Source organism: Nonomuraea sp. NPDC049709, from assembly GCF_040674815.1.
In the GTDB taxonomy this organism is placed as follows: domain Bacteria; phylum Actinomycetota; class Actinomycetes; order Streptosporangiales; family Streptosporangiaceae; genus Nonomuraea.
Genome location: NZ_JBFANM010000024.1, coordinates 137,850 through 156,369, shown reverse-complemented (window position 1 = coordinate 156,369; position 18,520 = coordinate 137,850). Strand labels below are relative to the sequence as shown.

The following is an 18,520-nucleotide window of genomic DNA, read 5'->3' as shown; positions in this document are numbered from 1 at the left end:
CCACAACGCCGCGAACGCATCAGCCCTCGCATCGTCAAACGCGCGATCTCCAAACACCGAGCCAAAGGACAAGTCGACCGCACCAACCACCGCGCAAACACCACCATCAACGTCCTCACCGAACATCGGTTGACAGCAGCCCCAAGCCCTTAACTTCCCGGCATTGCCGTTAGGGCAGGTCGGGCAACCGCGGGAGGGACTCATGGTCGCCCTGCTCGCGATCCACCGTCGGCCGGCACAGCGAGCACGCGCGCTTCGCGTACCGCGTGGAGCCGGTGGGAGATCAGCAGGCTCGTCCGGTCGCCCCGGTAGCGGCGCATGGGCATGTGCACCTCGTGCTCCATCTCCGGGTCCAGGCCCGAGCCGGGCTCGTCGAGGATCACGAAGTCGGCGTGGCCGCGCAGGAAATCCCTGGCCAGCGCCACCGGTTGCCCTTGACCGCCGGGCATCTCGATTCCGATCGGCGGCTACTTGCCGGCCTCGAGGGTGAGCATCTGATCGCCGGCGGGCAGGAGGACGGTGAAGACGGCGCCTTCGCCGGGAGAGGTGCGCACGGTGACCGTGCCGGCGTGGGCTTCGACGATCGAGCGGACGATGCTCAGGCCGAGCCCGGTGCCGCCGCTCTCGGGGCTGCGGGAGCCGTCGCCGCGGTAGAACCGTTCGAAGATCTTGCCGGCCACGTCGGCGGGCATGCCCGGACCGCGGTCGGTGACGCTCAGTTCGACCCGGCTGCCTCGGCGCCGGACGGTGACGGCGACGGGGGTGCCGGCCGGGGTGTGCTGAAGGGCGTTGTTCAGCAGGTTGTGCAGGACGCGGAGCAACCGGTCCGCATCGCCGTCCACGATCGCCGGGTCGGCCGTGTGCAGGGCGATGGTCCTGTCCGGAGCCAGGTTCCGGGTGTCGGTGACGACGGCGGTGGCGAGCTTGCCCAGGTCGACCGGGGCGGTGGAGTGCGGGCTGCCCTGGTCGAGCCGGGCCAGGAGCAGCAGTTCCTCGACCAGGCCGTGCATGCGGGCGGCCTCGCCCTCGATGCGCAGCATGGCGCGTTCGACGAGCTCGGGGTCGTGGGCGAGGCCGTGCAGGTGGAGCTGGGCCCAGCCGCGGATGGTGGCGAGCGGGGTGCGCAGCTCGTGCGAGGCGTCGGCGACGAACTGGCGCAGCCGTTCCTCCGCGCGCTGCCGGGCGTCGAACGCGCGGTTGAGCGCGTCGCCGACTTCGTCGATTTCCGCGTGGTGCGGGCTGACCCCGATGCGCTGGTGTACGTCGCCCGCGGCGATCGCGGTCGCGGTGGTGGCCATGTCCCGCAGCGGGCGTAGCCCCACGCGCAGGACGCCCCGGCTCAGCAGCGCGATCCCGGCGAGCGCGGCGATCGTGGTCACAGTGTCGGCGACCAGTAGCCAGAACAGGACGCGCTCGGACGGGCCGAGGCTTTCGGCGATCACCACCCTGCTGAACGGCGTCGCCGGGGTGTCGGGTCGGAGCTGGATTGCGGCGCCCGCACCGACGGCGAAGACGAGGGCCCGGTACCGGGTCGCGGGGGAGCCGGCGGCGGCGACGCCGGTGATGTCGGCGGCGTATCCGGGCGGGACGGGAGAGGGCAGGTCAGGTGGCGCGATCGGTCGTCCGGCCGGGTCCCGTGGCGAGGTGTCGGCGATGACGCGGCCGCTGCTGTCGAGCAGCGCGACGTAGGTGCCCTCGGCGGGCAGGAAACTGAGGCTGTCCTGGGAGACGGGAGCCGGCTGGGCAGCCACTCGGTGGACCATGGCGTCGCGGAAACCGGCGAGGTTGGCGTCCGCCACGTTGCTCAGGTAGATGCGCAGCACAGCCAGGGACGCAACGCTGACCGTCCCCATGCCCAGCGCCGCGAGCAGGATGACGCAGACCATCAGCCGGGCACGCAGGGAATCTCGCCAAGCCCAGAGCATGAGCATGTCTGTCATTGCCCTGCGGGCAGCCGCAGGCTGTATCCGAAGCCACGGATGGTGTGGATCAACGCCGGAGGCTGGGCGTCGACCTTCGCGCGCAGCCGGGACACCAGCTTCTCCACCACACTGTGGTCGAACGGGCCGTGCCACACGCGGTCCACGATCTGGTCCTTCGACACCACCTGGTCGGCGTTGAGCATCAGGTAGTGAAGTAGCTTCCACTCGGTTGGCGACAACGAGATGAGCCGGCCCGCCCGGCGTACGCGCAGGCTGCCCTCGTCGAGCGTCAGGTCGGCGAACCGCAGCACCCGATCGGGCTCGCCGGGCCGCCCGGCCCGGCGCAGCAGCGCGTGCACCCGGGCCAGGAGCTCGGGAATGCTGAACGGCTTGGTCAGGTAGTCGTCGGCGCCCAGCGCCAGCCCGGTGACCCGGTCCTCGATCCCGTCGCGGGCGGTCAGCAACAGAGTGGGCACCCGGGCGCCGCGTTCGGCCAGCATCCGGCACACCGTGAACCCGTCCATGTCGGGCAGCATGACGTCCAAGATCAACAGGTCTGGTGCCTCCGGGGACGCCGTCGCGTGCGCGCGCAGCGCCTCGGCTCCGCGATCGGCGGTCGCCACGGTGTATCCGGCCAGGTGCAGGGTCGTCTCCAGCAACTCGGCCATTCTGGGGTCGTCGTCGACGACCAGCACCCGCTGCCCGGCTCCGCGGGGCAACGACGCAGCGGCCGAAGCGGTGGTTCCTGCCATCAAGACCACGGTATCGCGTGGCGAGATGAGCTTCGCCGACCTGGGAGCGCGCCGTTGTCAGGCAACGGTCAGCTTGGGGACCGGGCCGAGTCAGGACGGCCGGGTTGGGTGGTGTGCGGACAGCTGAGGTGCCCGAACACAGGAGTGACCGTGGGCTCTGCACTGGAGGACGAGACCGGACGCACCGCCGTTGCACGGCCCGGCGTGGCCGAGCAGGTGCGCGGGGCGGTGATCGAGGTTCTGCCGATCTTCTGCTTCACCGTGGGCTTCGCGATCAGCCACCAGGTGGCGATCGCGCTGCCGCTCGCTCTGGCGGCTGGGATCGCGGCGTGCGGATATCGCCTGGTGCGTCGTGAGTCCGCGTGGCGGGCGCTCGGGGCGCTCGGCATCGTCGCCCTGGGCGGCGTGCTGGCCTTGCGCAGCGGGGAGGCCACCGACTTCTTCCTGCCCAACCTGGTGATGCACGGCGCCATCGGCGTGGTCAGCATCATCCTGCTGCTGGCCGGCTGGCCCGTGATGGGCCTGGTCGTCGGCCTGCTCACCCGCGACCGCATGGCCTGGCGGCGTTGCCCCATCCGTCGCCGGGGCTTCACCCGGGGCAGCCTGGTCCTGCTGGCCTCGCCGCTGCTCATGACGTCGGCCGGGCTGCCGCTGTACCTGGCCGATGAGGCCGTCGCGCTGGGCACGGTCGACGTCTTCGGCCCGTTCGTGTTCGCGCTCGCGGCGATGGTGGGGTGGCGGGTCCACCGTCGGACCGTCGGCACGCACCGATGCGGCGACGAACCCTGCTCCGTACCCGAAAGCTGATGATCCGAGGAGTCGTATCATGACTGAGACCCAGCCCGTCCCCGACGCCCAGCCGGTGCGGCGCACCTGCCCTTTCGATCCGCCGGAGGGTTATCGGGCGCTGCGCGAGCACGATCCCGTCGCCCCGATGATCCTGGCGGACGGCCTGACCGGAGTCATCGTCAGCGGATACGACGAGGTCAGGGCCGTCCTTACGGACCCCCGGTTCAGTGCCCGCCACCGGCGGGCCCGGCCGGGCCAGACCGTCACCGACGACTCTCCGCTGCCTGCCCATGTCCCGGGGATGTTCATCATGATGGACGCCCCGGAGCACACTCGCTTCCGCCGTCTGCTCACCGGCAAGTTCACGGTACGCCGGATGCGGCAGCTGACGCCAAAGGTGACGCAGTACGTCGCCGAACAGCTGGACGAGATGGCCCGCACCGGAGGTCCGGCCGACCTGGTGCAGATGTTCGCCCTGCCGGTGCCGTCTCTGATGATCTGCGAGCTGCTCGGCGTCCCTTATGCCGACCGCGCGGATTTCCAGGCTAACTCGGCCACGATCGTGGACATGGACGCGCCTCCCGAGGACGCCACCCGGGCCAGGATCGCGATGTACCAGTACATCCACGAGCTGGTCCGTGCCAAGCGAGCCGAGCCGACCGACGACCTGCTCAGCGACCTCGTCACCACCGGGGAGCTGACCGATGACGAGCTGGCCGGCGTGGGCATGCTGCTGCTGATCGCCGGTCACGAGACCACCGCCAACATGATCGCGCTGAGCACCCTTTGCCTGCTCAGCCACCCCGACCAGCTCGCCGCCCTGCGCGCCGAGCCTCAGCTGATCGACGGCGCCGTCGAGGAACTGCTGCGCTACCTGACCATCGTCCACCTCGGCCTCCGCCGGACCGCCCGGCAGGACGTCGAGCTCCGCGGCCGGACGATCAAGGCGGGTTCGACCGTGGTCGCGGCCCTGGCGTCGGCCAACCGGGAGGCGGGCCGGTTCGCCGGGGACCCCGACACGTTCGACGTGCGGCGGCCGCGCGGCGCGCATCTCGCCTTCGGCCACGGCATCCACCAGTGCCTGGGGCAGCAGCTTGCCCGGATCGAGCTGACCATCGCGTTGGGAGCGTTGTTCGAACGATTCCCGGGCCTGCGGCTGGCCGTGCCGGTGCGGGACGTTCCGATGCGGGACAGCGGTTTCGTCTACGGGCCCCGCGAACTGCTCGTGACCTGGGACACGGAGGTGGATTGCGGTTGACGTAGAGGATGGCGTTTGAAGGGCGTCATCGACGCCGAGGCCACCGGCGCCGGGCGGCCGAGCAACATCGAGGCGGGACTTCTGGCAGCGCCCGCTTCCTGGGCGAGCACCGGTGGCTGACGGTCAACGGACACCGGATGCCGGGGAAGACGGAGATCGTCGACCGAGTCCGCCACACCGTCGCCAAGATGCCGGTCCGCCCCGGCCGGACGGCTACCCCCGGGATCCGGAGGTAGCCGCCCGGCGGTCTCAGGTGATCCGGTAGGTCTCACCCGCCTTGGCGGAGAACGTCAGGACGTCCCCCTCGACGCGGTGGCCGACCGGACGGTCGCGCCGGTCGACGACCCGCGCCCCGTCGCGGAACGTGTCGCTGCGCAGCCTGACCGTGCCGCGCTCGTCCGGGGTCAGCCGCACCTCCGACAACCGTCCGGAGCTCCACGCCAGGTCGAGCGTGTGGGCCCCGCGGGCGCGCAGCCCCGTCGCCCGGCCCTGCGGCCAGGCGCCCGGCAGGGCGGGCAGCAGGTCGATCGTGCCGAGGTGGCTCTGCAGCAGCATCTCCGTCATGCCCGACGTGGCGCCGAAGTTGCCATCGATCTGGAACGGAGGATGCGTGTCCCAGAGGTTGGCCAGCGTGCTCGTCCTGAGCTGGTCGGCCAGCAGCTTGTGCGCGCGGTCCCCGTCGAGCAGCCGGGCCCAGAAGTTGATCTTCCATGCCTTGCTCCAGCCGGTGCCCGCGTCGGTGCGGGCGTTGAGCGACACCTTCGCCGCCTCGGCCAGCTCCGGCGTCGTACGCGGCGAGACCTGCCGCCCGGGATGCACGGAGAACAGGTGCGAGACGTGCCGGTGGGTCTCGGCCGGGTCGTCGATGTCCTCCTTCCACTCCTGGAGCTGTCCCCACTTGCCGACGCGCAGCCCGGCGTCGAGCCGGTCGAGGACCTTCGCGGCGGCGGCCGCCTCCTTCCGGTCGCCGAGCCGGGTGGCGGCCTCGCGCAGGTCGGTGAACAGGTGCCAGAGGATCTGCTGGGACATCGACGCGCCCGCGGTCGACGCCCCGAGCTCCGGCGAGCGGCTGGGAACGGCGACGAGCGTGCCGTCGCGCGGATCGGTCTGGAGGAAGTCGCGCCAGAAGCGCGCGGTCTCCTTCAAGACCGGGTACGCCGTGCGCCTCAGGAAGGGTTCGTCCAGGGTGTAGCGGTAGTGGTCGTAGAGCTGGCCGGCCAGCCAGGCGCCCGACTCGGGGAAGAAGTAGGCGGGATGGTCCCAGGCCCCGGTCTGGCCGAAGATGTTCGAGGCGTGGTGGGCGACCCAGCCGCCGGCGTCGTACATCTGCCGGGCGGTGACCCTGCCGGGCTCGCGCAGCCGGTCGACGTAGGTGTGCAGGGGTTCGGCCAGCTCGGCCAGGTTGGTCGCCTCGGCCGGCCAGTAGTTCATCTGCAGGTTGATGTTGAGGTGGTAGTCCGACTGCCAGGGCGGGGCCTCCAGGACGTTCCAGACGCCCTGGAGGTTGGCGGGCAGCGAGCCGGGGCGGGAGGAGGCGATCAGCAGGTAGCGCCCGTACTGGTAGAAGAGCTGCTCCAGGGCCCGGTCGGCGCTCGCGTCGCCGCTGCCGTACGCGGCGAGCAGGTCGTCGGTGGGCACCGCGGGCATGACGCCGCCGAGGTCGAGCCCCGCCCGGCCGAACAACGCGCGGTGGTCGGCCTGGTGCGCCGCCAGCAGCTTCGCGTACCCCCTGGCGGCGCCCGCGTCGACGCGGGCGGTGAGCCGGGCGTGCGGATCCTTGCCCTTGTACGTCGGGTAGTCGGGGGCGTAGTCCGTGCCGGTGCCGAGGATGAGCACGGCCGAGTCGGCCCCGGACACCGTGACGGTCCCGTCAGGGTTGTCCGTCCTGGTGCCGCCCTGGTTGAGCACCTGGAGCTGCGCCTCGTACGCCATGCCGTTGTTCGACAGGTTGCCCTTGACGGTCACCCGGCCGCCCGCGGCGGTGGCGGTCGCCGAGCGGTTGGCCGGCACGGCGATCCTGGCCGTGAAGCCGACACCGCCGGGGCGGTCGGTGGCGAGCCTGGCCACGATCACGCCGGCGGGCGCGGAGGCGAAATACTCGCGGGTGTGCCGCACACCCCCGGCGGTGAACGAGACGCCGGCCACGCCACGCGCCACGGCCAGCTCCCTGCGATAGCCGTCGGCCTGTTCCGGCAGGCCGGGGAAGGTGAGGCGGACGTCGCCGAAGCTCTGGTACGCCCCGAACCGGCGGTGCCGCGGCGTGTCGGACTTCAGCCCGAGGGCGGCCAGGACGTCCGTGGCCGGGATCCCGCCCTCCTTCCAGATCCGCTCCCTGATGCCCTCCAGCGCGCCCGGCCGAGGGGCGTCCCAGTTGCCGAAGGCGTAGTCGGGCACCCCGGGGCCGCCGGTCCACAGGGTCTTGTCGTTGAACTGCAGCCGCTCGGCCGCGACACCGCCGAACACGGTCGCGCCCATCGCGCCGTTGCCGATCGGCAGTGACCTGGTCTCCCAGCCCTGGTCCGTGTCGGGCGCCGGCTCGTCGTACCACAGCGTGTACGGCTCGCCGGCCGGGGTGGCCACGGCGGGGAGGTCGGGGACCACAGCGAGCGCCGCGCCGAGGAACATGGTGATCGAGCCTGCGAGTAACCGTCGGTTCATTCCGTCGCACCTATACATCGGAGGTCTAGCGGTCGCATGTCGTGGTCCCTGGATGCCGGCGGCAGGCGATGGCCGCGTACCCGCCCTCGGCCGGCACCGGCACCGAGAGACGGTCGCGGGGGCCGTCGATCCGGTGGCTCTCGCGTACGAGCCCGGCCGGGCCGTCGCGTACGACCTCGACCAGCCACCGGCCCCGCAGCATGGTCAGCGGGACGTCGAGCGTGCGGGCCCCGCCCGACACCCCCGCGCCCAGGAACCAGCGGTCGCCGGCGCGCCTGGCCAGCACCACGTGGTCGCCGGGCCGCCCGGACAGCATCCGCGTGTCGTCCCACACCGCCGGGAGCTGTTCGAGGAACCGCTCCGCCTCGGGCCTGGCCTGGTAGGACTCCACGGTGCCCGCCAGGTCCTGAAGGCCGGACTCGTACGTCACCGCCAGGCCCAGCTCGTGCGCGTCGGAGGTGGGCCGGCCCTCCCGGTGGAAGGCCATCGGTGTGTAGTCCATGGAGCCGACGACGTTCCTGGTGAAGGGCAGGGTGGTCAGGTGCTGCGTGGTGAGGGTGCGCTTCTCGCCGCCGTGCACGCCCTCCATGGTCAGCACGTGTGGCCAGGTGCGCTGGACGCCTTTCGGGATGGTCGAGCCGTGGAAGTTGACCATCAGCCGGTGCTCGGCGGTGGCGGGGAGGATCTCGTCGTACCAGCGCAGCCGCTCCTGCGACTCGGCGTCCATGAAGTCGATCTTGACGCCCCGCACGCCCCAGCGCTGCAGGGTGGGCAGCCACAGGTCGCGCTCTCCGGCCGTGTCCAGGTCGCGGAAGTGCACCCAGACCATGATCTCGACGCCCTTGCCGCGCGCGTACGCGACCAGTTGCGGGATCCAGCTCGTGGCCGGCCAGTCGGGGTCGGTGACGTCCCACTGGTCCTTCAGGAAGTACCAGCCCGCGTCCACCTTCACGTACGGCCAGCCGCGGGCGGCGGCGTAGTCGACGAACTCCTTCTGCCGCTCCAGGCTCTGGCCCGCCTCCCTGCCACCCGCCAGCCAGGTCCACAACACCGGGCCGGGCTCGATCCAGGCGGTGTCGCGGACCTTCGAGTCCTGGGCGAGGTCGTCCACCAGGGTCGATTCCGTGACCGTGGCGAGGTCTCCCGTGATCATCACCCGCCACGGCGTGTCCAGCGGGCCGGAGACCTCCACGCGTTCGTCCCAGAGCCGCAGGCGGTAGGTGCCGGTGCCCGCCTCGTGCGTCAGCCTGGGACCCGAGTAGCGGCCGTCCAGGTCGGACTCGGTGATCAGCAGGTGGCCACCGCCGGTCTCGAACAGCGCCGGCACCATGAACTCGGCCGCGGGCGCGCCCGCGGCGGTGTAGGGCAGGAACGGGTTCTCGTAGTCGCGGCGGTGCCGCGCCAGCCAGGCGGAGGCGCCCTGGTCCACGACGAACGCGGAGGTCTCCCGCAGTACGGCGCCCTGGTCCTCGGGCAGCCGGTAGCGGTAGGCCACGCCGTCGGGGGCCACTCTGATGACCAGATCCAGGCGGGCGCCCGCAGGGTTCGCGAAGGAGAGCGTGCTCTCCCGCATCAGGGCGCGCCGCTCCAGGCGCTTGCCCGCCGCGGTGGTGTACCGCTCGGCCACCACGCGGTCCCGGCGCTGCACGAAGCGCAATCCCTGGGACAGGTCGGCGCGTTCGGTGACGATGCCGGCCGGGCTGGGAGCCAGCACCTGTGCGCCGCGACGGCTGACCGCCAGCGTGAGCGCGCCGGTCAGGGGATCGAGGGCGATCTTCGCGGTCGGCCCGCCGGGCAGGCCGGAGATCGTCCAGGCTCCGGTGGCGGCGGCCCGCGCGGGCGGGCCCGGGAGGACGGGGAGGCAGAGGGCCAGAAGCAGCGCAACGGTCGGTCGGATCACGGCAGCGTACGGCATGACGCCTCCTGCACGGCCACATACATCGGATGTGTCCGGGGATCGTAACCCGCACGTCTCCGAATGACCAGCGATTTCCCCCGGTTGGGATGGAATTAACTTCGTCAAGATTTGAATTCGGCCACCATGCCACCGGAAGTGGGACATCACCGCGTTCGGCGCCGTGGGCGACGGCACGACCGACTGCACGGCGGCCTTCCGGGCGGCCATCGACGCCTGCCATCGCCGGGGCGGCGACCGGGTCGGTGGTTCGCTCGGGGTCCGTGACCGGGTCCGGGGCGGGACGCGGCGGGGGCGGCTTGGTTCAGGCTTTGGTGGGCTGGGTGCTGGTGAGGATCTCGTCCATGAGAGCCGATCGCGCGGGACGGCTCGCCGGCCGACCTGGCCCAGGCGCTGCGCGACCGGATGCCGGGACACGCCCCCGCCTCGTGTGGGCGAACCCTGCCCGCACCGCTCGCGCTACGTGAGGCGTCTCTTCCGTTTTACGCGATCGGCTTCGTCGTCTCCCCGCGGGCCTCGCTCGGGGTGAGGCTGAACCTGGCGCGGAAGAGGCGGGCGAAGTGGGCCTGGCTGGAGAAGCCCCACCGGTGCGCGACGTCGGCGATCGTGGTCTGCCGCGCCCCGGGCCCGGTGAGCTCCTGATGCGCCCGGACCAGGCGCCGCTCCATGATGTACCGCGCCGGCGACCTACCGGTCGACTCGAAGATCCGCGCCAGATGCCGTACGGAGATGCCCATGACCCCGCAGATGTTGTACTGCCCCGCTCGACAGCGTGGGCAACGACCGCACCGGTAATGCGGCTCCACCGCCACCCGGTCCCCTGGGAGGAGGCCGGTGACAGCGCTGCCGATCTCGGTGACGGTGCCGCAGAACTCGTGCCCCAGGATGAGCGGAGCGGCCACACCGGACTCCGGGTGCGCCTCGCCCACCGGGACGGCGTGCGGCCCGTCCGCGTATTCATGCAGGTCACTGCCGCAGATCCCGCAGTAGGCCACCTCGATCGTCACCTCGCCGGGGCCGGGTGGTGTTACCGGGACGTCCTCGACACGGACGTCCTTGGCGCCGTACCAGAGTGCCGCCCTCATGCGGCCGCCCGGCGGCGCAGCACGGCGGGAGCCGTCTCCTTCAGCGCGAAGCACAGCGCCACCACCACCAGCGCGCCACCCGCGGCGATGAACATCGCGGCCTGCAGCCCCCACTGGTCGGCCGCCCGGCCCGCGACCATCGGCCCGAGAAAGCCTCCGGCCAGCTCGCCCACACCCATGATCAATCCGAGCGCCGTGGCCAGCGCGCCGCGCGGTACCGTCTCGGCCGGGATCGTGGCCATGAACAGCGTGAAGCAGCCGAGCCCGGTGTAGGTGACCACCATGATCGCGCCGAGCAGCACCGGGCCCTCGACGTAGACCACGGCGAGCGGGCAGCACACCGCCAGCGCCGTGAACCCGATCAGAGCCGCCTTGCGTCCGATCCGGTCGGAGATGGCCGGAGTCACGAATCCCCACAACACCCACGCCACTCCCAAACAGGTCATGACGCCGCTCATCGTGCCGGGACTGAAGCCCTTGACCTCGGTGAGGTAGGTCGGGGTGAAGGTGATGATGGTGACGAACCAGGTGAGGTAGCAGCAGGCGATGAGCATGCAGACGACGATGTTGCGTAGCTTGAGCACCTCACCCAGCGGCACCCTGACCGCCGCCGCCCGGGGTGCCTCGGCCGGCGTTCGCGGAGACCGCTCGCGCACGAACTTCCAGATGAGCGCGGCCATGACCAGCCCAGGGATGATCGTGACGTAGAACGCGACGCGCCAGTCGTAGGTCTCCGCGATCCACACCACGACCAGCGGCGCCAGGATGCCGCCGAGCAGTCCCGCCGACGAGCCCTGCAGCAGGCCCATGTTGAGGCCCCGGCGGCTCTCCCTGGACGCCTCCACCATCAGCGACTGCGCCATCGGCAGCACCGCGCCCTCGGCCGTACCCATCAGCGCCCGCGCCACGAGCAGCCCGGCGAATCCGCCCATGAGCCCGGACGAGGCGGAGAACAACGAGAACAGCACCACGGTCACGATCAGAATCGGCTTGCGCCGGCCGAGCGCGTCGGACAGGCGGCCGGCGAACATGCCGGCCAGTGCCCAGGTGAGCGCGAGCACGCCGGACAGGGTGCCGAGTTCGGCGTTGGACAGGCCGAAGTCCTTGTTCATGTACGGCGTCAGGAACGACAGCGCCTGGCGGTCGAAGAAGACGAACCCGAAGGACAGGAAGAGGATGACGAGCAGGCGGATCTCGTACCGGTCGGCCGCGCGGGCGTCCGGCGCCGCAGTGGTGTCAGTCATGACGGTCTCACTTCAAGGGGGGTGCGCCGCGGCTCAGCGGAACAGGGAGCTGACGTAGTCGGCGCCGATCCCGACCTTCTCGTAGTGCTCGCGGCACATCTTGATGTAGTCGTGCACGTCGAAGAAGCCGTCGGGCTCGCCGTGCTCGTCCAGCCAGATGAGCGGGCCCTTGACGATGAAGAACGTCTTCATCGGCTCGTCGCTGTCGTAGGCGACCAGCGTGTGGCCCTCGCCCGGGGCCTCGTAGACGAAGTCGCCCGCGGTCGCCGTCCAGGGCCGCTCCAGGTAGCCCCACTTGCCGGAGATCGTGTACGCGAACACCTCGTGCGGGTGGTAGTGCCGGTTGACCAGCCCCGCCTCCTTGGCCCGCAGGATATCGGCCCAGCTGTTGTCCTTGACGTTGATCCACAACGGTCGGGAGCCGACAGTCTCGGTGAACGGCACGTAGTAGCGGTCGTCGTCCGTGGCCACCTTGGACAGGTAGACCTCGGGCAGAGCGTCGGGGCGGAAGGAGTTCTCGATCGGCTTGAGGTCCTTCCAGAACTCTCCGGTAGGCATGTCGGGCATGTGAACGGCCCCTTTCGTCGCTTGTTCCCGGAAGTGAATCCTGGAGGGGCCGGTGCCGTCTTTCCCGTGGAAGACCTGGCCGCTTGCATATTCCGGACATCCGCCGGCGACGGGCACCATCAGGCTCCCGCCCGCCCGGCACGGTCACGACGTTCGGGTAGGCCGGCATCGAGGTTGCTCAACCGCATCGACAGCGCCCTGTAGAACCCTGGGATCTCCGGCACGCTGTCCGCAACGCCTATCCGGCCGGTGTCGCGTGGTCGCTGCCGGCGGCGCGGCATCGCCATGCGCTCCGAGGCGCTGCCTCGGTCTTCCGCACCCGCACCGGCTCAGGCGAGACCCTCCACCGTTCAGCACCCGCCCGTCCGGATCGCCTGCGGCTCAACCCTCGCAATCCCAGCCACACACAGCCGCGACGACCCCGACCTGGCAGCCTGAACGCAACAGCTCAGCAGGGCTCCGACAGAAAGCCGGTGACCGCGGCGGCGAACTGCTCCGGAGCATCGTGATGCACGACGTGACCGGCCGCCAGCTCGACCAGGCGGGCCCGCCGGCCGCGGCGGGCGACCATGTTCCGGGCGTGACCGGCCGCCAGCTCGTCGCTCCCCGTTCCGTGGACCAGCAGGGTGGGGCAGGACACCGCTGTCCAGTCGCCCCAGTGATCGCCGTTGAGCGCCTTCTGAGACGTCACGGTGTCATCGATTCCGAAGGAGAACCCCCAGCCGGATCCCTGCTGTCGGAACGAGCATTCCAGATAAGGCGCCGTCGCGCCCAGAGCCGCGACCAGAGCCTCTCGGGACGGTGCGGAAAGGGGAAGGCGCGTGGTGAACGACCAGTCGCAGTCGACGACCGCGCCGATGTCCTCCACGATCAACCTGCTGACCTTGTCCGGGTGCCGGGCGGCGAACTGGTAGGCGTTCACCCCGCCCAGTGAGTGACCCAGCACGGGCACCGGTCCGACTCCCAGATGCCGGTGGAAGGCGACGACATCGGCTATGTAGTCGTCTCGCGCGTAACTGGCGGCACGGTCGGATTCTCCGTGACCGCGCTGATCGAGCGCGATCACCCGCCACCGCGGCGCCAACGCTCCTGCAAGCGACGCGAACGCTGACGCCTCGTTGTAGTGCCCGTGCAGGGCCAGAAGCGGCCTCCCCGGACCACCGAAGTCCAGATACGACAGCTTCCGCCCACCCACCATGAAGAACTCACGCATGAGGCGAATCGTAGGAGTCAGCACCGACAACCCCCACGGCTGAACAACGGCCCATGGACAGCCCGTCCGTTTCGGAGAAGAGCCCCGATTCAGGACGAGCTCCACCCATCCTGCTCGGGCCGGATCCGGATCTTGTGAGGTGCCGAACGTGATGGAGGCGTTGTCGCCGTCGAACTGGAGGGGGAAGGTGCCCAGGGCGAGTCCTTCGCCGTCGAGCCAGTCGAGGAAGTTGTCTGCCGCGGTGACGTGGCAGCGTGCTTCGCGGGACTCGGTCAGCCCGCACGCGCAGCGGATGGGGGCAGGTGCGCGTTCATAGGGTATGAGCGGCGAAACGGTGGCACGCGCCTCGGCCCCGCCCGGCGGCCCCGCGGTCCTGGCCGACCTGTACCGCGAGCACTGGCTCGGCCTGGTACGGCTGGCCGCTCTGCTGGTGGGGGACCGGCAGAGCGCCGAGGACATCGTCCAGGACGTCTTCTCCAGGCTGCACGGCAGGAACCAGGACGCACTCACACTGGCCTACATCCGCGTCTGTGTGCTGAACGCCGCACGCTCGGTGCTGCGCAGACGCGGCGTCGCCGCCAGGGCAACGCTGGATCGGCCGGCCGAGGAGGCGGACTCCGCGGAGACGGTGGCCGTGCTCGGCGAGTCGCGGCAGGAGATGCTCGCCGCGCTCGGCCGGCTGCCCCGTCGCCAGCGCGAAGTCCTCATCCTGCGGTACTACCTCGACCTGTCCGACGCCGAGATCGCGCGCGCCGTACGCGTCAAGGAGAGCACCGTTCGCGCCACCGCGTCGCGGGCCCTGGATCGCCTGGCACGCCAGCTGGGAGGCCCACGATGACCGGTATCGAAGAGCGGCTCAGGGACGCGCTGGCCGCCCGGGCCGACGCCGTGCAGGACGACGGCCGGCCCCGGGAGTTGCCGGCAGCGCGCGTAGGGTCCTCCGCCATCAGGTTGTGGGCGCCGGCCGCGGTGGTGGCGGCGATCCTCGTGCTCGTGGTGCTGGTCACCGTGGCCGGCACGCGTACGGTCACCGCGCCCGCCCCGGCGGTGCGTCCGACGCCGGCCGCCCCCCGGGGGCTGGCTCCACCCGTCGCGACGGTGTGGCCGCAGGCGGTGCACCAGATCCCGAAGAAGGCGCCCGGCGGGCGGACGTTCATACCGGACGCCTTCGCCGGCGACCGTCTCGTCGTGGGTCGGGGACTCACTCGCAACCGGCCTGATGGGATCTGGGCCTACGACCTCCGCACGCGGGGGTTCGCCCAGATCACGCCGCTCAAGGACCTCCACATAGCGCACGCGCCGGTGGCGGCCGGTGACGGGTACGTGGCATGGTCGGCCCACCGCGGCCACAGGGTCGAGGTCTGGGCGGTCCCGCTCGCGGGCGGCGTCCCCCGCAGGCTCGCCTCCACCACGGCCGCCCGCTCCAGCCAGAACACCTTCGAGGGGATCGACCTGGTCATCGCGGAGGGCATGGCCGTGTGGTCACCGTCGGACGGCGGTGTCTACCGGGTGCCGCTGCGCGGCGGGAAGGCGATCCGCATGCTCGGAACGCTCGGCTACCACCTGGCCATCTGGCCCTGGGTGGGCTCGCCGCAGGCCGATCAGGCGAGGGACGTCCTGGTACGGCGTCCGATGGAGCAGCTCAAGAACGCTCTGACCGGCGAACTCAGGGAGGCCAGACCACCCGCTGGGCGCACTTCCTGGCGGGCCTGTGCGGTGACGTGGTGCCACAACGGTCGGGAGGCCTGGCGGCGCGACGGGACGGGCCTGCGTACCCTGCCAGGTGACGCCCACAGCCCGTTGCACGCCGATCATGTCGTTCTGATGCACCAGCGAGACCGCGACGGCAGGGGGGCGAGCGCCGTACACGACGTGGCCACCGGGCGCACTGGCCTGCTGTTCCGCACGCCCACCCGTGCCGGCGACCCGGCCCCACCGACCCTGTACACGCACGACGGCCTGTTCCAGTACCAGTCAGGCGATCACACGCAGACGGTGATCGACCTGAGAGCCATCTCCTGATCACGCATCCAAAGGCGGGGTTACGCGCAGACAGCCGCTGTCGATGATGACGATCTTGTCAGTCCTCGCAGTCCTCCGAGCACGGCGATCGAGTCGAGGTCGAGAATCGGCGATCGAGGTGTCGAAGGTGGGCTGACGCTCAGAGGCAGTCCAGGTAGGCGGCGAAGCGGCCGATCTCGTCGGGGGGCCCGGCGTACGCGATGTGGCCGTCGGGCCGGATCAGGAACAGGCGAGGCCGGCGGGCGCCGTAGAGCGCGTGCAGCGCCGTCTCCGCCGCGGGCACGGTGTGTGGACGCGTACGTCGATCGGGTGGCGGCGGAGCACGTCCTCGACCTGCTTCCGGTGTGCGGCCGCCGGGCCGGGTTCGGGACCCTCGAACAGCAGCACGTGGTGCCGGGTGCCGCCGATGACGTCGAACAGGCTGCCGCCCGTGGAGCCGGCACGGCCGTACGGTGCCCGGTCGCCGGGACGCGGCCCCCTGCCGGAGGTTCCGGCGACGGCAGGGCTGCCCCGGTAGCCGATCCAGGTCTGCGAGAACAGCCGGAAGACGGCGGACCGGGCCGCGGGCAGCCGCGTCAGCGGTCCGATGAGACGACCGGCGAGGTGCGACCTGATCCAGCGGGCGGCCGGGTGCCGCAGGGTCTCGAGCGCGAAGCCGCGGTCGGAGCCGCGCAGCACCGCCACCGCGACCGGACGGCGCTCGGCCTCGTAGGAGTCGAGCAGCCGCTCGTGCGCCTGCCCGCGCGCCACCAGCGCGAGCTTCCAGCCGAGGTTGAACGCGTCGCCGACGGCCAGGTTCATGCCCTGCCCGCCGGCCGGGCTGTGGATGTGCGCGGCGTCGCCGACGAGGAAGACGTCGCCGGCCCGGAACCGTCCGGCGATCCTGCTGTGCACCCGGAACAGGGCGGTCCACGGGGCGGCGGTGATCCGGGCGTCAAGGCGGAAGTAGGTGTCGAACCAGTCCTGGATCTGGGAGAGGGGCACGTCGCCGTAGGGCTCGTGGGAGACCTCGCCCCGAGCGCCGGGTGCGCGGCGGGCCGGCGGGGCGAGGCCGGGCGGGACGGCCCCGAAGAGCCGGTACCGGCCGCCGGCCAGGCGGAACAGGCCGACGAAGCCGTCACGCGTCAGATCGAGGCGCAGCGTGCCCGCACCCGGGCCGGAGCCGGCGGGGAAGGCGAGGTCCACGTCGGCGAGCAGGCCGGTCTGGTCGTAGGTTCGGCCGGCGAAGGCGAGGCCGAGGGCGTGCCTGACCATGCTCCGGGCGCCGTCGGCGCCCACCACCCACCGGGCCTCGATGGTGGCGTGCTCCCCGGTCGCCCTGCGCACTGTCGCCCGCGCCCCGTCCGGGCCTTCGGCCAGGGCGACGAGCTCGGTGTTCCAGGCGACGTCGTGGCCGCGTCCGGCCAGCCACTCGAGCAGGAGCCGTTCGGTGCGGTCCTGTTCCAGGCCCAGCGCGTACGGGAACGGCGTGCGGGCCCACGGCCCGGCGATAGAGAAGCCGCCTGCCCGGCGTCCCCGTTCGAAGATCTCGACTCCGGTCATCGGCACCCCCTGCGCCACCGCCCGATCGGCGAGGCCCAGCCGGTCGAGCAGCTCAAGCGTGCGCACGTGCAGGATGGCCGCGCGGGAGTGGGTGACCGGCCCTGGTCCGGCGTCCACGATCGTGACGTCCACGTCGTGGTCGGCGAGCACCGCGGCCAGCACCAGCCCGGCGGGCCCCGCGCCGACGACGAGCACCTGGGTGCGCGTGGCAGCGCCACCGTCCCTCATCGGCCCTGTCCCTCAACGCTCTGACCGCGCGGCGGCATGGGCGGGACGCGTACGTGCTCGGGCCGGACCCCCACACCGAGCAGGCGGCTCATCAGCGCCCGCACGAACGGTAGCCGGGCGATCGCGCCGAAGTCGGGCGGCTCGGCCTGTGCGTGGAGCGCGCGATCGATGCCGAACCGCTGGGCGCTACGCTGCAGCGCCTGGGTCGCCACGGTGGGCGCCCACCTGCGCCGCTGCAGGGCGGCGGTCGCCCGGTCGGGGACCGGCTCACCCTCCGCCTGTGCCCGTCGCAGGTGCCCGGTCAGGAGGTTGGCAGCGGCGACGGCGTCCTGCACCGCGAGGTTGATGCCCACCCCCGCGATCGGCGACATGGCGTGGGCGGCGTCGCCGATCAGCAGCAGCCCCGGCGTGTGCCAGCGGCGCAGCCGGTCGAGCCGGACCTCCAGGAACCGGGTGTCGTCGAAGCCGGCCACCTCGTCGACCCGGTCGGCGAGAAAGCCGACGAGGCTCGCGACATCGTCGCGCAGTGCCTGGATCCCGGCTCTGCGCAGGTCGTCGTGGCCGCCCTTGCGGATCATGTAGGCGATGTTCCAGTACGAGCCCCGGTTGATCACCGCGACGGACTTTCCCGCGACCATGCGCAGGTGGTAGCCCTCGTCCGGATCGGTGGCGCGGCGGGAGATCCGGAACTGCAGCACGTCCATCGGAGCGCCGAATTCGCGCGGACGCAGGCCGGACGCCCGGCGCACCGCGGAGTGCCGGCCGTCGGCGGCCACCGTCAGGTGGGCCCGCACCTCGTGCTCGCCGTCCGGGTCGCGGAAGCGCACGCCGGTGACGCGCCCGTCCTGTCGCACGACGTCGTATGCCTCGGCCCGCATGAGCAGGCGGAAGTGGGGATGGCGAGCCGCCTCGGAGGTCAGCAGGTGGAGCAGGTCCCACTGCGGAACGAACGCGATGTAGGGATATCGCAGGCCAAGGGTTGAGAAATCCGCCACGTCCAGCCGGCGGCCGTCGCGGACGAACCCGACTGTCGACACCTTGTGATGCGGCAACGCCAGGAATCGGTCGATCAGCCCCAGCTCGTCCAGAACGTCGAGTGTGGACGGGTGGACGGTGTCGCCGCGGAAGTCGCGCAGGAAGTCGGCGTGCTTCTCCAGCACCACCACCTCGACCCCTGCCCGGGCCAGCAACAGCCCCAGGACGGCGCCGGCCGGGCCGCATCCGGCCACGCACACCGTTGCCGTCGTCGTCGGTCCGGTCACTCCGCATCACCCTTCACTTTAGTAGACGTCAGCGTTCCTTACATTGGGAGCAGGGTAGCCATC

The 18,520-nt window shown here is 71.3% G+C and carries 15 protein-coding genes; 4 read left to right on the top strand and 11 right to left on the bottom strand.

Annotated features, from left to right (window positions below; genetic code table 11):
* Window positions 1–200 precede the first annotated feature (200 nt).
* From AB0J69_RS25200 to AB0J69_RS25190, 3 genes are read right to left on the bottom strand one after another with little or no spacing between them, the layout of a single operon-like run.
* Window positions 201–449 (bottom strand): hypothetical protein, encoded by a 249-nt coding sequence (locus AB0J69_RS25200; protein ID WP_364121705.1) that lies wholly within the window; start codon window positions 447–449, stop codon window positions 201–203.
* 18 nt (window positions 450–467) lie between these two features.
* Entirely contained in the window at window positions 468–1,931 is a 1,464-nt protein-coding gene (locus AB0J69_RS25195; RefSeq protein WP_364121703.1) for a HAMP domain-containing sensor histidine kinase, read from the bottom strand.
* Window positions 1,932–1,936: 5 nt separating this feature from the next.
* Complete coding sequence (locus AB0J69_RS25190; RefSeq protein ID WP_364121700.1) at window positions 1,937–2,674, bottom strand: response regulator transcription factor; 738 nt, start codon at window positions 2,672–2,674, stop codon at window positions 1,937–1,939.
* Between the two features lie 150 nt (window positions 2,675–2,824).
* Between AB0J69_RS25190 and AB0J69_RS25185 the strand changes: the two genes are divergently transcribed.
* Both AB0J69_RS25185 and AB0J69_RS25180 read left to right on the top strand, forming a co-directional pair.
* The gene (locus AB0J69_RS25185; RefSeq protein ID WP_364121698.1) at window positions 2,825–3,481 is read left to right on the top strand and encodes a DUF3159 domain-containing protein; all 657 of its coding nucleotides are present in this window, start codon (window positions 2,825–2,827) and stop codon (window positions 3,479–3,481) included.
* A gap of 19 nt (window positions 3,482–3,500) precedes the next feature.
* The gene (locus tag AB0J69_RS25180; protein WP_364121695.1) at window positions 3,501–4,721 is read left to right on the top strand and encodes a cytochrome P450; all 1,221 of its coding nucleotides are present in this window, start codon (window positions 3,501–3,503) and stop codon (window positions 4,719–4,721) included.
* 249 nt (window positions 4,722–4,970) lie between these two features.
* Here AB0J69_RS25180 and AB0J69_RS25175 read toward each other — a convergent pair whose 3' ends face one another.
* The 6 genes from AB0J69_RS25175 to AB0J69_RS25150 form a co-directional block, all read right to left on the bottom strand.
* Complete coding sequence (locus AB0J69_RS25175; protein WP_364121693.1) at window positions 4,971–7,379, bottom strand: glycoside hydrolase N-terminal domain-containing protein; 2,409 nt, start codon at window positions 7,377–7,379, stop codon at window positions 4,971–4,973.
* A 25-nt stretch (window positions 7,380–7,404) separates the two neighbouring features.
* Window positions 7,405–9,294, bottom strand: a complete 1,890-nt coding sequence (locus AB0J69_RS25170; protein ID WP_364121690.1) for a glycoside hydrolase family 97 catalytic domain-containing protein — start codon at window positions 9,292–9,294, stop codon at window positions 7,405–7,407.
* A gap of 482 nt (window positions 9,295–9,776) precedes the next feature.
* Window positions 9,777–10,379, bottom strand: coding sequence for an alcohol dehydrogenase catalytic domain-containing protein (locus tag AB0J69_RS25165; RefSeq protein WP_364121687.1), 603 nt, complete (start codon window positions 10,377–10,379; stop codon window positions 9,777–9,779).
* Entirely contained in the window at window positions 10,376–11,623 is a 1,248-nt protein-coding gene (locus AB0J69_RS25160; protein ID WP_364121685.1) for an MFS transporter, read from the bottom strand. The genes AB0J69_RS25165 and AB0J69_RS25160 overlap by 4 nt, the downstream gene beginning before the upstream one ends.
* A 33-nt stretch (window positions 11,624–11,656) precedes the next feature.
* Window positions 11,657–12,190 carry a 2,4'-dihydroxyacetophenone dioxygenase family protein gene (locus AB0J69_RS25155; RefSeq protein WP_364121682.1) on the bottom strand — a complete coding sequence of 178 codons (534 nt, stop codon included), beginning with the start codon at window positions 12,188–12,190 and terminating at the stop codon, window positions 11,657–11,659.
* A 448-nt stretch (window positions 12,191–12,638) separates the two neighbouring features.
* Window positions 12,639–13,403, bottom strand: coding sequence for an alpha/beta hydrolase (locus AB0J69_RS25150; RefSeq protein WP_364121679.1), 765 nt, complete (start codon window positions 13,401–13,403; stop codon window positions 12,639–12,641).
* A 319-nt stretch (window positions 13,404–13,722) separates the two neighbouring features.
* Between AB0J69_RS25150 and AB0J69_RS25145 the strand changes: the two genes are divergently transcribed.
* Window positions 13,723–14,241: a sigma-70 family RNA polymerase sigma factor gene (locus tag AB0J69_RS25145; RefSeq protein WP_364121676.1), complete on the top strand. Its 519-nt coding sequence runs from the start codon at window positions 13,723–13,725 to the stop codon at window positions 14,239–14,241.
* Complete coding sequence (locus AB0J69_RS25140) at window positions 14,238–15,425, top strand: hypothetical protein (RefSeq protein ID WP_364121673.1); 1,188 nt, start codon at window positions 14,238–14,240, stop codon at window positions 15,423–15,425. Before AB0J69_RS25145 ends, AB0J69_RS25140 begins: the two co-directional genes overlap by 4 nt.
* A gap of 219 nt (window positions 15,426–15,644) precedes the next feature.
* On the opposite strand, the gene AB0J69_RS25135 is transcribed toward AB0J69_RS25140, so the two are convergent.
* Together AB0J69_RS25135 and AB0J69_RS25130 are read right to left on the bottom strand one after the other, a co-directional pair.
* The gene (locus AB0J69_RS25135) at window positions 15,645–17,195 is read right to left on the bottom strand and encodes an FAD-dependent monooxygenase (RefSeq protein ID WP_364121671.1); all 1,551 of its coding nucleotides are present in this window, start codon (window positions 17,193–17,195) and stop codon (window positions 15,645–15,647) included.
* Window positions 17,192–18,457, bottom strand: coding sequence for an FAD-dependent oxidoreductase (locus AB0J69_RS25130; RefSeq protein ID WP_364121668.1), 1,266 nt, complete (start codon window positions 18,455–18,457; stop codon window positions 17,192–17,194). The genes AB0J69_RS25135 and AB0J69_RS25130 overlap by 4 nt, the downstream gene beginning before the upstream one ends.
* Window positions 18,458–18,520: the final 63 nt, after the last annotated feature.

Excerpts from the sequence above, each read along its gene's own strand:
- AB0J69_RS25200 (WP_364121705.1), bottom strand. The coding sequence starts at position 449 with ATGCCCGGCGGTCAAGGGCAACCGGTGGCGCTGGCCAGGGATTTCCTG.
- AB0J69_RS25195 (WP_364121703.1), bottom strand. The coding sequence starts at position 1,931 with ATGCTCATGCTCTGGGCTTGGCGAGATTCCCTGCGTGCCCGGCTGATG.
- AB0J69_RS25190 (WP_364121700.1), bottom strand. The coding sequence starts at position 2,674 with ATGGCAGGAACCACCGCTTCGGCCGCTGCGTCGTTGCCCCGCGGAGCC.
- AB0J69_RS25180 (WP_364121695.1), top strand. The coding sequence starts at position 3,501 with ATGACTGAGACCCAGCCCGTCCCCGACGCCCAGCCGGTGCGGCGCACC.
- AB0J69_RS25175 (WP_364121693.1), bottom strand. The coding sequence starts at position 7,379 with ATGAACCGACGGTTACTCGCAGGCTCGATCACCATGTTCCTCGGCGCG.
- AB0J69_RS25170 (WP_364121690.1), bottom strand. The coding sequence starts at position 9,294 with ATGCCGTACGCTGCCGTGATCCGACCGACCGTTGCGCTGCTTCTGGCC.
- AB0J69_RS25165 (WP_364121687.1), bottom strand. The coding sequence starts at position 10,379 with ATGAGGGCGGCACTCTGGTACGGCGCCAAGGACGTCCGTGTCGAGGAC.
- AB0J69_RS25160 (WP_364121685.1), bottom strand. The coding sequence starts at position 11,623 with ATGACTGACACCACTGCGGCGCCGGACGCCCGCGCGGCCGACCGGTAC.
- AB0J69_RS25155 (WP_364121682.1), bottom strand. The coding sequence starts at position 12,190 with ATGCCCGACATGCCTACCGGAGAGTTCTGGAAGGACCTCAAGCCGATC.
- AB0J69_RS25150 (WP_364121679.1), bottom strand. The coding sequence starts at position 13,403 with ATGCGTGAGTTCTTCATGGTGGGTGGGCGGAAGCTGTCGTATCTGGAC.
- AB0J69_RS25145 (WP_364121676.1), top strand. The coding sequence starts at position 13,723 with ATGAGCGGCGAAACGGTGGCACGCGCCTCGGCCCCGCCCGGCGGCCCC.
- AB0J69_RS25140 (WP_364121673.1), top strand. The coding sequence starts at position 14,238 with ATGACCGGTATCGAAGAGCGGCTCAGGGACGCGCTGGCCGCCCGGGCC.
- AB0J69_RS25135 (WP_364121671.1), bottom strand. The coding sequence starts at position 17,195 with ATGAGGGACGGTGGCGCTGCCACGCGCACCCAGGTGCTCGTCGTCGGC.